This window comes from Priestia sp. LL-8 (assembly GCF_036227845.1).
In the GTDB taxonomy this organism is placed as follows: Bacteria; Bacillota; Bacilli; order Bacillales; family Bacillaceae_H; genus Priestia; species Priestia zanthoxyli.
This window is the reverse complement of sequence record NZ_JAZAQH010000001.1, coordinates 3,422,304-3,437,627: the sequence shown is the minus strand read 5'-3', so window position 1 is coordinate 3,437,627 and position 15,324 is coordinate 3,422,304. Positions and strand designations below refer to the sequence as shown.

19 protein-coding genes are annotated in these 15,324 nt (G+C 35.6%); 16 read left to right on the top strand and 3 right to left on the bottom strand.

Annotated elements, in window-relative coordinates; all coding sequences use genetic code 11:
- Positions 1-9: 9 nt before the first annotated feature.
- From arsA to U9R83_RS17890, 3 genes are all read left to right on the top strand, one after another.
- Positions 10-1,782, top strand: coding sequence for an arsenical pump-driving ATPase (arsA, locus tag U9R83_RS17900; protein WP_243549701.1), 1,773 nt, complete (start codon positions 10-12; stop codon positions 1,780-1,782).
- A gap of 64 nt (positions 1,783-1,846) precedes the next feature.
- On the top strand, positions 1,847-2,275 hold the full coding sequence (locus U9R83_RS17895; RefSeq protein WP_116740052.1) for a protein-tyrosine phosphatase family protein: 429 nt from the start codon (positions 1,847-1,849) through the stop codon (positions 2,273-2,275).
- Between the two features lie 34 nt (positions 2,276-2,309).
- Complete coding sequence (locus tag U9R83_RS17890; RefSeq protein WP_116740050.1) at positions 2,310-2,594, top strand: HesB/IscA family protein; 285 nt, start codon at positions 2,310-2,312, stop codon at positions 2,592-2,594.
- A 329-nt stretch (positions 2,595-2,923) separates the two neighbouring features.
- Here U9R83_RS17890 and U9R83_RS17885 read toward each other — a convergent pair whose 3' ends face one another.
- Positions 2,924-3,757 (bottom strand): helix-turn-helix transcriptional regulator, encoded by an 834-nt coding sequence (locus tag U9R83_RS17885; protein WP_243549699.1) that lies wholly within the window; start codon positions 3,755-3,757, stop codon positions 2,924-2,926.
- 104 nt (positions 3,758-3,861) lie between these two features.
- Between U9R83_RS17885 and U9R83_RS17880 the strand changes: the two genes are divergently transcribed.
- Genes U9R83_RS17880 through U9R83_RS17870 form a run of 3 tightly spaced genes read left to right on the top strand, consistent with a single transcriptional unit; the run spans position 3,862 to position 6,276 of the window.
- Complete coding sequence (locus tag U9R83_RS17880) at positions 3,862-5,088, top strand: MFS transporter (protein ID WP_243549697.1); 1,227 nt, start codon at positions 3,862-3,864, stop codon at positions 5,086-5,088.
- Complete coding sequence (locus U9R83_RS17875) at positions 5,088-5,495, top strand: carboxymuconolactone decarboxylase family protein (protein WP_243549695.1); 408 nt, start codon at positions 5,088-5,090, stop codon at positions 5,493-5,495. The genes U9R83_RS17880 and U9R83_RS17875 overlap by 1 nt, the downstream gene beginning before the upstream one ends.
- Positions 5,485-6,276, top strand: a complete 792-nt coding sequence (locus tag U9R83_RS17870; RefSeq protein WP_243549693.1) for an amidohydrolase family protein — start codon at positions 5,485-5,487, stop codon at positions 6,274-6,276. Before U9R83_RS17875 ends, U9R83_RS17870 begins: the two co-directional genes overlap by 11 nt.
- A 254-nt stretch (positions 6,277-6,530) precedes the next feature.
- On the opposite strand, the gene U9R83_RS17865 is transcribed toward U9R83_RS17870, so the two are convergent.
- On the bottom strand, positions 6,531-7,439 hold the full coding sequence (locus tag U9R83_RS17865) for a DMT family transporter (protein ID WP_243549691.1): 909 nt from the start codon (positions 7,437-7,439) through the stop codon (positions 6,531-6,533).
- Positions 7,440-7,983: 544 nt separating this feature from the next.
- Here U9R83_RS17865 and U9R83_RS17860 point away from each other — a divergent pair.
- The 7 genes from U9R83_RS17860 (at position 7,984) to U9R83_RS17830 (ending at position 12,531) form a co-directional block, all read left to right on the top strand.
- Complete coding sequence (locus tag U9R83_RS17860; protein WP_049165879.1) at positions 7,984-8,289, top strand: hypothetical protein; 306 nt, start codon at positions 7,984-7,986, stop codon at positions 8,287-8,289.
- 492 nt (positions 8,290-8,781) lie between these two features.
- Positions 8,782-9,285 carry a MepB family protein gene (locus U9R83_RS17855; protein ID WP_243549689.1) on the top strand — a complete coding sequence of 168 codons (504 nt, stop codon included), beginning with the start codon at positions 8,782-8,784 and terminating at the stop codon, positions 9,283-9,285.
- Positions 9,286-9,613: 328 nt separating this feature from the next.
- Entirely contained in the window at positions 9,614-10,207 is a 594-nt protein-coding gene (locus U9R83_RS17850; protein ID WP_243549687.1) for a YdeI/OmpD-associated family protein, read from the top strand.
- Between the two features lie 138 nt (positions 10,208-10,345).
- Complete coding sequence (locus U9R83_RS17845; protein ID WP_226555070.1) at positions 10,346-10,717, top strand: iron chaperone; 372 nt, start codon at positions 10,346-10,348, stop codon at positions 10,715-10,717.
- A gap of 40 nt (positions 10,718-10,757) precedes the next feature.
- A complete protein-coding gene (locus U9R83_RS17840) occupies positions 10,758-11,465 on the top strand; it encodes a DNA alkylation repair protein (RefSeq protein ID WP_328575342.1) in 708 nt (235 codons plus the stop codon).
- A 163-nt stretch (positions 11,466-11,628) separates the two neighbouring features.
- Positions 11,629-11,922 (top strand): RNA polymerase alpha subunit C-terminal domain-containing protein, encoded by a 294-nt coding sequence (locus U9R83_RS17835; protein WP_328575341.1) that lies wholly within the window; start codon positions 11,629-11,631, stop codon positions 11,920-11,922.
- A gap of 123 nt (positions 11,923-12,045) precedes the next feature.
- Entirely contained in the window at positions 12,046-12,531 is a 486-nt protein-coding gene (locus tag U9R83_RS17830) for a tetratricopeptide repeat protein (RefSeq protein ID WP_328575340.1), read from the top strand.
- 262 nt (positions 12,532-12,793) lie between these two features.
- Here the strand turns inward: U9R83_RS17830 and U9R83_RS17825 are convergent, their stop codons facing one another.
- A complete protein-coding gene (locus U9R83_RS17825; protein ID WP_014458940.1) occupies positions 12,794-12,982 on the bottom strand; it encodes a hypothetical protein in 189 nt (62 codons plus the stop codon).
- Positions 12,983-13,494: 512 nt separating this feature from the next.
- On the opposite strand from U9R83_RS17825, the gene U9R83_RS17820 reads away from it, so the two are divergent.
- The 3 genes from U9R83_RS17820 to U9R83_RS17810 all read left to right on the top strand — a co-directional run bounded on the left by U9R83_RS17820 (position 13,495) and on the right by U9R83_RS17810 (position 15,187).
- Complete coding sequence (locus U9R83_RS17820; RefSeq protein ID WP_098626338.1) at positions 13,495-13,722, top strand: hypothetical protein; 228 nt, start codon at positions 13,495-13,497, stop codon at positions 13,720-13,722.
- Between the two features lie 90 nt (positions 13,723-13,812).
- Complete coding sequence (locus U9R83_RS17815; RefSeq protein ID WP_328575456.1) at positions 13,813-14,661, top strand: sialate O-acetylesterase; 849 nt, start codon at positions 13,813-13,815, stop codon at positions 14,659-14,661.
- 253 nt (positions 14,662-14,914) lie between these two features.
- Positions 14,915-15,187, top strand: a complete 273-nt coding sequence (locus tag U9R83_RS17810) for a hypothetical protein (protein ID WP_286171479.1) — start codon at positions 14,915-14,917, stop codon at positions 15,185-15,187.
- Positions 15,188-15,324: the final 137 nt, after the last annotated feature.

Genomic DNA, 15,324 nt, shown 5'->3' with positions numbered 1-15,324 from the left:
GTAAAAGAAATGTTCAAATCTTTTCAACCCGAAAAAATGATTCAAACACCCTTTTTATTTTTTACAGGTAAAGGAGGTGTTGGCAAAACGTCCACAGCATGTGCTGTAGCTGTTGGGTTAGCAGATAACGGTCATAAAGTACTGATTGTTAGTACAGATCCTGCTTCAAATTTACAAGATGTATTTGAAATTGACTTGAGAAACGAGCCAATTGAGATACCGATGGTTAAAAATTTATATGCTTGTAACCTGGACCCTGAACAAGCAGCAAAAACATACCGTGAGAAAGTCGTAGGACCTTATCGTGGAAAACTCCCTGATGCTGTTGTTTTTACTATGGAAGAACAATTATCTGGAGCTTGTACGGTAGAGATTGCTGCATTTGATGAGTTTACAAATTTGCTTGCTAATGAAGAAATGGTCAACCAATTTGATTATATTCTTTTTGATACAGCGCCAACAGGGCATACACTTCGCTTGTTACAATTGCCAAGTGCATGGACTGGTTTTTTAAATGAAAGCACACATGGAGCTTCTTGTTTAGGACCTTTATCAGGTCTAGATGAAAAGAGAGGTTTATACGCAAAAACGGTAGAAGCTTTATCAAATCCCAATCAGACGACTTTAATGTTAGTAGCTCGACCCGATGTTTCTTCTTTAGAAGAAGCAAATAGAGCTTCAAAAGAATTAAAAGATATTGGCATTTTAAATCAAAACTTAATTGTAAACGGGTTAATGAATCAATATGTACAAGGCGATGAAATATCTACTGCTTTTTATACTCGACAACAAGAATCATTAAAGAAAATGCCAGAAGAGCTGCAACAAATGGTTATGTATTCAGTGCCTTATGTATCTTATCCTTTAACGGGTATTAATCATTTACGTCGTTTGTTTAAAGGAGAGACATTGCCAGAAACCGAAATTAAAAATGGAGAGCCTTCTCCAGAAAAGTTATCCGAGTTTAAAGATGTTGTAGAAGACTTCTCTAAAAATGGAACAAAAGTTATTTTTACAATGGGTAAAGGCGGTGTTGGTAAAACAACAGTAGCATCTGCGATTGCAGTAGGACTAGTTGAAAAAGGCCATCGTGTTCATTTAACTACCACGGATCCTGCCGCCCATTTAGATTTTATTTTTAGTAATAGTGAAGCAAAGGAATTACTAAGCATCAGTCGAATTGACCCTAAATCTGAAGTAGATGCTTATAAAAAAGAAGTACTTACAAAAGCTAGTGAGGAACTTGATGAAGATGGTATTGCTTATATTCAAGAAGACTTAAATTCACCATGTACAGAAGAAATTGCTGTGTTTCGAGCTTTTGCAGACGTGCTAGCCAAGTCAAATGATGAAATTGTAGTTATCGATACAGCACCAACTGGTCATACGTTGCTTTTACTTGATGCTAGCGAGTCTTATCATAAAGAATTGGAAAAAGCTACAGGAGAGGTTCCAGAAAGCGTTAAAACGTTACTTCCACGTTTACGTAATCCAAAAGAAACGAGTGTAGTTATTGTAACTCTTGCAGAAGCAACGCCAGTATTAGAAGCACATCGTCTTCAGGAAGACTTGAAACGTGCTAAAATTACGCCAAAATGGTGGGTTATCAACCAAAGTTTGTACGCAACAGATACAAAGGATGCTATTTTAAAGGGAAGATCACAAGCTGAAAAAGCATGGATTAAGAAAATAAGGAATGAATTAACGTCTAATTGCGCTATTATTCCTTGGCAATCTGAAGAGAAAATCGGTTACCAAAAAGTCAAAGAATATATTCAATAACCCCAAGTTGGAAGTAACCTAATTTAAAAATGATTCAGACATTAAAATTACAGAGGTGGACAACATGAGTAACAAAAATTATCAATCATTAATTGACAATCGAATTTTTATCGGTGGTGCAGCAGATGTAAAAGAAATGATGGAAAATGATAAAGTAGATGTCATTTATGACTTACGTGCAGAATCATTAGAACATGATGCTCCAGAAATACGCGTTCATACCCCAATTGTAGATGATGCAGAAAACCAAGATGAATCTATTCAAAATGCAATTAATGAAGTAATAAAATCGTACAAGGAAGGGAAAAAGATTTATTTCCATTGTGCAGGAGGAAGTAACCGTACTGGTACGATTGCAATTGGAACTCTGTTAGCACTTGGAGAAGTTGATTCCATTGCAGAAGCTGAAGAAAAAGCAAAAGCAGCTCGTGCTAAAATTAATGTAAAACCTGAAATGAAAGCTTCACTTCAACGTTTATTTCCAGAAGCTTAACTAATAAATATAATTGAAGGTAGGGAGAGATTAGATGAATATCACAGATGGAGCTAAAAGGATGTTAGAAGATGTATTCGCTGAACAAGGAGCTAAAGGCATTCGATTTTACTCTGAAGGTGCTGGATGCTGTGGACCTCAAGTAGGTTTATCATTAGACCAACCTACTGAGGATGATACAGTCCAAGAAATCAACGGTATTCAAGTAGCCATTGAAAATACAGTACTATCTACAACTCAAGGTCTTACACTTGATGTTCAAGAAGGTCCTCAAGGTGCAGGATTTGTATTGGTAGGAATGGATAACAGCTGTTGTTAATTAAATAATTAACTTTGAAACTGTAGAATATATGTGGTAAAAAGAGAAGGTTAAAATCTTCTCTTTTTTATTTACCTTTGTTTACTTCTTTTTAGAACCCGGAAGATACAATTCGTTATGCTGCGACTGATTCTCATTCGATTTTACTCTATCTATAAACTAACTCTATGCGCTTACTATTATATTAGATCATGAATGGCCCCTTTCTCCTGAAATAAATTGGTTTTTATAATTTATCTTATGTGAACTTAAAAAGAAGAAACCTATGTACTTATCAGCAGTACATGGGCTTCTAGTAATTAACACTATGAATATATACAGTAATACTATTACCTCAGTAACTGTTCCATCTTCTCTTCTGTTTCATTCTCCTGACGAGGCTGATAAACAGTCACTTTTAATTCGGGCGCATCATACACTTGGAGCGTAATATGATCCATAATCATTTTTCCTGCTAAAGGGTGAATAATGGTCTTTTTTCCACACGGTGTACCTAAAACTTCATGATTAGACCACCACTCATAAAACTGAGGGCTTTTCTCGCTAAGTTCACTAATCATAGCTTTAAACCACTCATCTCCGACAAAGCGCGTGTAAGCTAGGCGGAATTGGGCAATTAGTCGTTGGGCATGATCTTCCCAATTTTGAAAAAGATTTTGATATTCTTTGGAAGTGAAGCAGCGCCACACTGCATTGCGGTTTCGCTCATCCATCTCGTTAAAATCCCCAAATACCATTACAGCAGCTTTATTCCAGTCTACGATATTAAGTTTTTCATCTGTTACATAGGCAGGGCAATGGCCTAATTGACTTAATAGATTTTTGACAACACGATCTATATTTTCTCTTTCATTCTGCACGGTTGCAGATGGAAGCGGCTGATTGCCTAATAAAAATAAATGCTCCATTTCTTCTTTGTTTAATTTGAAAATACGGGATATGGCTTCTAATACTTCGGAAGATACTTGTATATCTCGTCCTTGTTCCAGCCACGTATACCAAGTTATGCCGACTCCTGCTAGTTGAGAAACTTCTTCTCTACGTAATCCTTTAGCTCTTCTTCTCGGTCCAATAGGCAAATTAAAATCTTTTGGAGACAATCGTGCTCGTCTTATCTTAAGAAAATCTCCTAATTCTTTTCTTCTTTCTTTGTCGCTTACCATGCTTTTACTCCTTTGTGTAGGTAGTACTTTTACTACTAGTATAACTAGACTCCTATTACCATTATAATCCTTATTTTATGATCTAGGTAAGGGAGGTGAAACAGATGATAGTAAAAGATAGCAAAAAGACGTCTGATTTATCAAAAGGATTAGTACTTTTAATGGCTACAGTTTGTGGATTTACAGTAGCTAATGTCTATTTAAATCAAACCCTTTTAGTAAGCATGTCCGCCAGTTTTCATGTTTCAGCGGCTAGTATAGGCATTATAGCTACTTTAGCTCAAATTGGATACGCACTAGGAAATCTTTTGATAGTACCGTTGGGAGACATCTTTGAACGAAAAAAAATGATTTTGTTTTTATTATTCGCTATATGTATTGTTCTCACTTTAAACGCTTTATCTATCAACAAAACGTGGATGATGGTTACAAGTTTAGCTTTAGGAATCGTAACGGTTGTTCCTCAAATTATTGTTCCATTGGCTGCAAATATCGCTTCAGATCATAATAGAGGAAAAGTTTTAGGAAATGTCGCCATTGGATTAGTTTGTGGTATTTTAGGCGCTCGGCTTGCTAGTGGTTTTATTGATGTACATTTTGGATGGCGAACGGTGTATTGGACGTCCGCTGTGGCTACACTTTTTATGATTTTGTTAGTTTACGTCTATTTTCCAAAAAGTAAAGGAGGAAAGGGGACCAGTTATAAACACTTGCTCATGTCGTTAGGTCCGCTGTTTATAAAAGAAAGTGCCCTGCAACAAGCATGTGTAAGTCAGGGAATGATGTTTTGTTCTTTTAGCGCATTTTGGACCACGCTTGTCTTTTTATTACATACACATCCCTATTCGTATGGAAGTGACATGGTGGGGGTAATAGGGTTAGTCGGAATAGCGGGAGCGTTTGCTACGCCGATTATCGGACATTTAATTGATATAAAAGGGGCAAAGTTTGCAAGTCTTTTGTGTATGTCCATATCTTTACTTGCGTTTATAGGTCTTATACGGGGAGGGTACTGGTTGCCTGGATTAATTTTGGGAGCTCTACTAATAACGGTAGGGACTCAAGCGAATCAAGTTGCCTGTCAGTTTACTATTTTCCAACTAGGAGAAGAAAAGAGAAGTCGATTAAATGGGTTATATATGGTTTCCACATTTTTAGGAGGTTCTCTAGGATCTTATGTGGGTTTACTTGCATGGAGTAAATGGGAGTGGCATGGAGTGTGTGCCATAGCCATACTGATGATAGCCATTAGCTTTTGTTCTTTAATTCCAATGAACATTCCTAAAAAAATGATAGGGAATTTAATGAATAAGAAAGGAAGTAATATGTAATGAGAACACATACAGATAACTTTCAACGAGGATTAGATATATTAGCTAAGATTGATCCAGAGAACTACAAGGATATAATGGCAGGCTTTGAACAGTCAGCTCTCCCTGATTTAGGAAAGTTAGCTGTAGAGTTTAATTACGGACAAATTTTCTCGAGACCAGGTTTAGACTTAAAGTCACGCCTTCTTGCTGCAGTGGCTGGCCTAACTGCATTAGGCAATACGGAACAGCTGAAATTTTATATAAACGGGGCGTTGAATGTTGGATGGACACAGGAAGAAATTTTAGAAGCAATGTTACAGATGGTTATTTATGCTGGATTTCCTGTAGCTTTAAATACGATTTTGACTGTCGCTAATGAAGTCTTTTACGAAAGAAATGAAAAGGAGAAACAAAATGATTGTTGATAGTCATGCACATGTGGTTTTACCAATAGAGAAACATATTAAAACGATGGATGAAAGTGGAATAGATAAAACCGTATTGTTTTCTACTCTTGTACATCCAGAAAAAAGCAGCAACGTTAAAGAATTTACAACCGAAATGAACAAATTAAATCAAATTCTAAATAATGAGGTGAATCCCGTACAAGCACGCTTAAATGCGATAGAAGAAGTAAGCGGTGCGATTAAGCAATATCCAAATAGGTTTGTAGGATTTGGTTCAGTTCCTCTTTCTTATTCTCCGGGTGATGTCACTCTAAATGACTGGGTAGAGAAACTTGTCAAAGACCAAAAGATGAAAGGTCTCGGAGAATTCACTCTTGGTTCAGGTCAAATTCCATTGTTAGAACCTATATTTAAAGCAGCAAGTGACTATATGTCTTTGCCTATCTGGGTACATACTTTTAATCCTTTGAACTTAAAGGATATCCAGGAGTTATTTCTTCTCACTCAAAAATATGAAAATGTGCCGGTGATATACGGGCATATGGGCGGAATTTATTGGCTGCAAACGATAGAGACGATAAAAGACACTAAAAATGCTTACTTAGATATATCTGCATTTTATACAACATACGCCTTGTCTTTGGCTATAAAAGAGATACCTGAAAGAACGTTATTTAGTTCAGATTTTCCATATGGAGATCCATATTTAAATTTACAGGCCGTTAAGCGTCATACATCTAGTGGAGAAGTTGCAGACAGAGTGTTAGGTGGGAATATCTCGAATCTGCTACATCTATAAATTCAGCGTTTTTGTGTGATGTTATGTTGTATGGGATAACTAGCACTGAATTTTAAAATTATTTTCTGCGTTGAAATAAAAAAAGGCAGCCCTCTGTTTGGCTGCCTTTTAAACAAGATTGAACAACTAGAATTACGTTTTATCACTACATATGATGAATTCTATTTGAAATATATCATATTCTGTAGTCCTTCAGTTTCTTAATTCCTCTCTCATAGATAACTTTAAAGACTCACATTATAAAATCTACTTACTTAATTTTGTTTATTGCTAACAAGAGTGACATGCGGAGTTTTACCTTTTGATTTCCTAGATGAAAGATAAACACCAGCAAAGATAATAAGTAGTCCAACAATGACACTTGGAGTAATTGTCTCTCCCAGTAGTAAATAACCCCAGACCATGGCCGAGGCAGGGATCAGGTAAGTAACCGTCGCTGCTAATTCAGGGCCACCATTTTTATTGATATAAAAATAGATTAACTGACCTAATCCTGAGCCAAAACAGCCAAGGCCCACAATTGCCAGAAGCGGAAGTGGATGAATCAACAGATCTGATTTGAATGGTTCAGTAAACAACATTCCAATTAAACCGATGATAGCACCTGTTAGTAAGGTGAAGGTTGTTATAGTTAATACGCTCACCCCAGACAAAAACCGCTTTGTTAACTGCCCAGCAAGCCCATAGCAGATACAAGCAACAAGCATTGTTCCAATTCCGACAAACCCTTTCCCGAAAATCTGACCAAATTGAAAATCCATAAGGACGAGTATCCCGAAAAAACCGATAAGAATACCGATCCACTGACGTCCGGTAAGTCGATAAGAAAAAAGAATAAATCCGATAAGACCTGTCCAGATTGGAGTGGTCGCATTTAGAATGGAGGCAGTTGTGCTGTTTATCTCAGTTTCGCTTAAGGAAATTAATCCCCACGCCAAACCACAGTTAAATATACCAACAACAATCAACGCCTTCCAGGGTAGTTTCTCTTTAACTTTTCTACGCTTCCACCACAGAAACGGGAGCAAGATGATAGCACCTGCTAGACAACGAAAAAATACAATTCCCCATATTCCAGCTGAGGGGAGCAGCCACTTCATAAATACAAAAGATAAACCCCAAATGAAACTAAGTCCAATTAAGGCTCCATACAATCGAAACATAATACACCTCCTCACTTCACTTATTATGGCAAATTTTGTTGATTATTTCATTCTGAAATTTTTGCTTTTTAGAACATTTTCTTATGTTTATTTATTTTCGTTATCTCCATATCTTTCTCCATGTATAGAAAGTATTTCTTTTTTAATAATAAATTCGACGTTATTCATAGGAATAATTCGGAAAACTTTAGAGTTTTTGTTGAAAAGAGAACGTTTGTTCTTGTATAATATAGAGAACGAATGTTCTTTTTTCATAGTTTCGTTGGATAGATTAAGAATAGCTGCCAAATAGAGTCGTCATATGCACCGACATGAAGGTATTCCGTGCTTTATTTTTTTCTATTAAACGCAAACGTTGAAGAAGAGGAGAAGATGAGCTTGTTGGAGGATATTATAATCAGCGCGAAAGAAGCCTACGCGCTTGCCAAAACGATTAATTAAATTTGGCTTTCTCTTTAAGAACATCCAATTATACTATCATCTTAAAGGGAAAAGATAACCAAGATAAAAATTATATAAAATTAGTTTCTAAGGAGAAATAAAATTGAACTCTACACTCAATAATTCAGAAGATATAAAAAGGGAAGAAGGACAAAAGCAGCTGCTTGAAAAAAGTCTTCAAGCTCATAGAAATAGAAAATGGATAATCAACTTTACTTGTACTATATCCTTTCTTTTAGCAGTATTATGTTTTTGCTTTCAAGTGCCAGACGCTATAATTATTGCTATTATCTTACTGTTCATATGTGTAACTTTCCAAACCGCACATAAAATGTTAGATAGAAAAATAGAGCTGCGCTTGAAACGTATAAAGCAGGATCATAGAAAGACCATATTCAAGATAAAATAAATCCTAACTTCCTGCCTATAATTCGCCTTACATTTGATTGGTACATTGCATACTCTGTTAGAAACGAAAGTTTTACTGTAATAGATAAGTATGAAATGTATAAAGGAAGCGCTTTTGCAGCTTATTCAAAGTCCAGATATCTAGATTTTATTGAAGTTGGTACCATAGCTGACGATATACATCTTGGCCCGTTTAAACACTATGGAATACATGCTTTAAATCATATAATTGATGTGGTTCCAACTGAACCTCCAAGTATTTCAGTAATACAAAGAGATTGCGAACCAAAGTAAAAAAATGAGGTTAATATGTAGCATATCAACCATATTAAGAGGGTAGAAATGCTTGAGGGATCAAGAGGTGTTATAAGACGAGGATAGCTTTGCTATAACATTTTGGAATATTTAAGATATTCAGACGCGATTTCGAGGGAAGAAATACAAACCACGTATTATTAATTGAAGAGAGTTATAAACATAAGGGGTAAAAACAATGGAATTTTATGAGGCGTTAACCTATGTAAATGAGAACTTTTATAAACCCAATCACTTCGCTATAAAAGCTATTCGAGAAGAAGCTCAGAATTCAGATTATGGAGCTGGTACCTTTCAGTTAAATTCAAAATCTGTACGATTTAGGGTGGCGAAAACTACCCCTAACAAGGTAGGGCAGTTTGTATCCTTTTGGGAAAAAGATGCGACTCATAAAAACCAAGCCTTTTCGTATGGAAAAGCTACCGATCTATTAGTTATTAATACCTTCACTAGTACAAATAGATTTGGGCAATTCATTTTTCCGAAAGAAGTTCTTTTAAAACAAAAAATCCTTAAAACGGCTACCACAAAAGGTAAGATGGCTATTAGAGTGTATCCGATATGGGATAAACCAACTAGCACACAAGCTATGGAAACACAAAAATGGCAATTAGAATATTTTGTTGAAACGAACGATGCAAATAATTTGCTCCATCAAAAATTATTAAAGCTGTACTCCTAGAGGGGTAACGATTGAATCTTTACATACGAATTAACAAGTGCATATAAGGAGGGTCAATGCGTAACAGAGACAGGATTTATTCAGTTTGTTGATGCTCTTAGTAATTTATTTATCTTTATGGATTACATGCGGTTAAGTGAACTAATCGATGTTCGCTTTGTATAGTGAGCGAACCTACTTGAAATGTTTATAATTTTAATAACTATCAAGTCAATTGAAGAAGGGCATTTCCTATATTTGAAGAATAGTAACACCATTAAATGAATTAAAGGTTGCCTGTATGGCTGCTAGAGCCACAGATTAAAAAATTGAATAGGAGTGTTCTTTGATGACAAATAGCAAAATGAATCCTAAGGTTGATGAATTTTTAACTAAAGCTAAAAAGTGGAAAGAAGAATATGAGACGTTGAGAAAGATTGTTCTTGACTGTGAGCTGACCGAAGATTTTAAATGGATGAATCCTTGTTACACGTTTGAGGAAAAAAACATTGTTTTAATGCATGGATTTAAAGAATACTGTGCGCTGCTGTTTCCTAAAGGTGCTCTGTTACGAGATTCTCATGGTGTTTTAATCCAACAAACGGAGAATGTACAAGGAGCGCGGCAAATTCGCTTTACCAATGTGCAAGAAATAGTTGAAAAGGAGGCTATGTTGAAAGCTTATATTTATGAGGCTATTGAGGTAGAAAAAGCTGGATTAAAAGTCAAAGCTAAAAAGCCTGAAGAACTGATTATTCCTGAAGAGCTACAGCATAAATTTGATGATATACCTGCTCTAAAAGATGCTTTTACTACATTGACTCCAGGACGGCAAAGAGCATATATTCTTTATTTTTCTGCGGCCAAACAATCTAAAACTCGACAATCAAGAGTCGAAAAATGCATTCCGAATATTCTTAATGGAAAAGGATTAAATGATTAGTACATTTTATTTAAAACATGGCTAATATAAATTGTTAATGTATTTGAGTTAAAAATGAAATAAGGTTAAATGAACGATTGATGTTCGATTTGTATAAAAGTAGAGTAGATAAAAAAAATTATTTAAGGAGAAAATGCTATGGAAGCTTTTGCAGAATATTTAGCGCGTATAGATAGCCCTGACCACCGTGACCGAATAGAGGAAGTTTTGGCTTGGATTGCTAATACTTTTCCGAATTTGGAACCACAAATCAAATGGAATACGCCAATGTTTACTGATCATGGAACATTCATCATCGGCTTTGCCTCAGCGAAACATCATTTGAGCGTTTCGCCTGAAGAAACAGGCGTTGCGCACTTTAAACATGACATTGCTCAGGCTGGATACAGCGCTACCAAAGGCCTGTTTCGAATTCTATGGACTGAGCCAGTAAACTATGAATTACTTAAAAAAATAATCGAGTTTAATATTTTAGATAAAAAAGACTGTTCAACTTTTTGGCGGAAATAAAAAGCAGATTATGAACGGAGAAGAAGGAGGGTACAGAACGGTGGATTTTGAAATGGTTATGAAAGAACTTGAAGCGCTTGGTACGGAACGAATTAAAAAGACTTACATAAACAATGGTGCACACGATCCGCTTTTTGGAGTGGCAACAGGAAAAATGAAGCCGATTGCAAAGAAAATCAAGAAAAACCAGGCTTTAGCTGAGCAGCTCTATGCGTCTGGCAATTATGACGCTATGTATTTTGCTGGTATCATTGCAGACCCAACAGAGATGACTGCGGAGGATTTTGAGCGTTGGATTGATAAAGCGTATTTCTACATGCTATCCGATTATGTAGTTGCGGTAACTTTGTCAGAAACTGATTTTGCGCAAGCTGTTGCTGATAGATGGGTGGCAAGCGGTGAAGAACTTAAAATGTCGGCAGGTTGGAGTTGTTACTGCTGGCTTTTGGGTAATCGTCCTGACGATGAATTTAGCACAAGCAAGATTGCCGATATGCTTAATCAAGTGAAAAATACGATTCACGATTCTCCAGATCGAACGAAAGCGGCTATGAATAATTTTATCTATACAGTCGGTGTTTCATATTTGCCATTTCATGAGAAGGCGCTTGAAACGGCAAAGGCAGTAGGTCCAGTCGAAGTTAAGAAGGATAAGAAAAAAAGTAGTATTCTTCTTGCTTCCGAAAACATTCAAAAGGATATAGATAGAGGACGGCTTGGTTTTAAACGCAAACATGTAAGGTGTTAGCATGATTTGTAATGGAGCTACACTATCTGAAACGAGACTAACAAGCATTTAATAATAATTAGTTTACTGTACGTAGGATGTTTTGTTCCTTCATAAACCATCCATTGAAGAAGTGGCAGGGGATAAAAGCTAAAAAAATTCTTGAGAAAAGGAGAGGTTAAAAATGAAAACCCAAAAAGGAAATCTAAGAATCTGTCATAAAGGACACAAATATTATAAAAGCAGTAACTGTCCGACCTGCCCAACCTGTGAGCAAGAACGCAAACCTGACAATGGATTTCTTTCCGTGCTATCAGCACCAGCAAGACGAGCATTAGAAAACAACGGGATAACTTCTTTGCATCAGCTATCAAAATTTAGTGAAAAAGAGATATTACAATTTCATGGTATGGGTCCTGCTTCTTTACCTAAACTTAGAGCAGCTTTGCAGGCCAATGGGTTAGCCTTTAAAAATTAAGCATCAAGGATAGTTAAAATAAGAAATAGATATCGATAAAGTGTACGAATACGCTGAATTTCTGGATATGGAAGGATGTTAAGAGATAAGTAGTGGGAAAAAGAAGGGCTGGAGATTTAGATAATGAATAACAAACTAGATGAAGCATTAGCGTTACGAAAGAATGGAAATCACAAAGAATCTAACGAATTGCTAAGTGAATTAGTTAAGGAATGTCCAGACGATGCTTTATATAACTATCAATGTGCTTGGAGCTTTGACCTATTAGGAGAAGAAGAAAAAGCAGTGCCCTTTTACGAAAATGCCATAAAGATAGGATTACCTTCTAAGGATATGGAAGGTGCAGTATTAGGATTGGGCAGCACATATAGAGCCTTGGGGGAGTATGAAAAGTCAAAAGAGACATTTTTAAAAGGGATGGAATTATTCCCAGATAATCATGTAATTAAAGTGTTTTATTCTATGACCTTATACAATTTAAAAGAGCATAGCAAAGCGATGGAACTGATACTGAAATGCTTACTAAATACGACAAATAACGATGAAATACTAAGTTATAAAAAAGCCTTACATTTCTATTCAGATAAACTAGATCAGACTTGGAAGTAGCTTATAAAGTTCACTGCATATAAGTTCTTTTCCTGAAACGAGGAGAGGACTTTTTTGTAACAATATTGGCAGACTTCCTTTGATAAAATGACTTTTAAAATGATAGACTGTGAAGAAATACATTTAAACTATAGGAGGCTTTGTTGAATAAGAAAGCCCTTACATATTATATATGTCTAATATGTAAGGAGCCCTATACGAATTACATTTGAAATAGGAGATTCCTGCTTTGGATCTTGCGCTTCTTTTTTTGTTGAAGCACTTATGTTTGTACAACCCTATCCTTACTAAACTCTTCTTCAATTAGCTTATCCATGAGAAAATGATAAAAAACGTGATAATTTGTTTTAGTTAGTTTGTCCAGTTCCTGGTGAGTGATGATATTATGTTGGATTAGTAAACCTATAGCAGCTGATATACAATTTACTTTTAAATCTTCTTCCCCTAACATATAAATCACCTTCCCTTATTTACTAAGTAACCCATTCTATATAATAGGCATACTTAAGACACGGACTGATATAAGCTCTTTTCTCAAATTATTGCTCTCGTGCTGATAGAAAATGATGATAAAATGTTCTCAACACTTTTTGATGCATACTGTTATCTTTATATACTTCGCTTTCTTTTCCTGCAAAAAAAACAAAATGGTTTAAATTTTCCCTTATTATGGAATTTTTCGTTTATTTTTGATAGTTAGGGAAGCTTCTGAATGCTCAGTATGTATCTGAATGCCAACACCAAGAGCTTATGAAGGCCGTCCAAGGAAAGTGAATAATGGAATTTATTTTAATTGGTTCTTATTATTTAGCTTATGTAAATGTGAAATAAATGTGGTTTTCCTTTAAGTGAAAAAGGCAACTTTAACTATGTCATAAACCTCCCTGTAGGTAATTATTAAATTATATAGGGAAATTTACATCTCAATAAAATACTGTTATTACAAGTTAGTGAGGTAGAAGTATGGAAGAAACCAATAGTAAGAATTTAAAATCTGAAATTATCAAAAAGCACGAGGTATTATTTGCAAAGAGATTGGAACTTGAGAGTGAAGCAAGCCGTTTGATGTTAGAAATTAATTTATTGGATGCACAGAATACTCTTAATAAAGTAAGTCAGTTAAACCAACAGATAGATGATATAACCTCCGAAATGGATTATTTGAAACAAGCTCTTGAAGCCATTAATTAAGCTATATATCAAAGTGTAACTAATTCTATAAGTATAAGCACGCGCAAATTTTAAAAAGGGATCAACATGGAAGAGAAAGAAGGTATTTCTATGAAATCTATATTATTAATTGGACAATCAAATATGGCAGGCAGAGGATTTATTGAGGATGTACCGCCGATTTATAATGAGCATATAAAGATGTTGAGAAACGGTAGATGGCAAACGATGGCAGAACCACTTAATTTCGATCGTCACATATCTGGCGTTGGGCCAGCAGCCTCTTTTGCCCAAGCTTGGACAGAGGATCATCCGGGCGAGTCCATTGGGGTCATACCATGTGCCGAGGGAGGAAGCTCAATTGATGAATGGACAATTGACGGACTATTAACAAGACACGCGATTTCTGAAGCAAAATTCGCAACGGAAACAAGCGAGTTAGTGGGAATTCTGTGGCATCAAGGAGAAAGTGACAGTTACGGAGAACGTTATAAGACGTATGAAGATAAATTGCTTTCGTTATTTAAACATTTGAGAGAAGAATTGAATGCACCAGATATCCCCATTATTATCGGTGAGTTGGGGCATTACCTTGGAGACGTCGGATTTGGAAAAAGCGCCGTAGAATATAAACAAATAAACCAGATATTATCTAAAGTTGCCCATACTGAAAAAAATTGTTATTTTGTAACATCAAAAGGCTTAACAGCAAATCCAGATGGCATTCATATTGATGCCGTTTTCCAAAGAAAGTTTGGATTAAGATACTATGAGGCTTTTTCAAAACAAAAGCATGTGTTAGATGTTTTGGACATTGAGCATGAATGGATTGAAAAGCAAGCAAAGCGTGAACTAACTAAAAATGAACGTATATTTGTTGAAAGTATGAAGTTTGCCTTGGGACAAGTAAGTTTTGAGGAGTTTTCTATTAATGTCTCTACTATTAATGAAAGTAAGTAAAGCAAAATTAATCCCATTTTATGAGGAGAAATCAATTGATTCCACTTTTAATCTTAGGTTTGTTAAAAGAAAAACGCGGTTCATATGGATATGAACTTTTGGCAATTATGAATGAGTAGAGTTAGTATAGATTTGTTAATTATGAAAACTAAAAAAAGGAGAATCCTTTAAACAGGAACTCCAAAAAGCCGGTATTCAAGACACGCGAATTTTTCAAATGCAACCAGTGAAGAAGTTGCAGACAGAGTGTTAGGTGGGAATATTTCAAATCTGTATTTCTCCTCTCGTTTCAGAGAAATGGAAGAACATTCGGGAAAAGTTTATTCAACGAATTTCAGAAGACATTGCCTATGTGCAGCGCAATGGATTAGCCCGTAAAGATGTACATAATGAGCTAGTAGCAAGAGGGTGGTTTTTCACTAATGAAATGTACCTTTGGGAAATTGTTCGTAATGAGTATGAGCATCCTGTAGAACAAATTGCTAAGAATATCGCTTCTATTTATATTAAAGGACTCTATTTATAATTTCGGTGCACAGATTGCATTTGTCTGAAACAGTATATGATATCCCGTTAATATTCAACATTTTCTGCAGAAAAAAGACTGTTTCCCAATATACTCTCTCACGGATATAGATAATAGTATAAACATAAAAAGCTCAC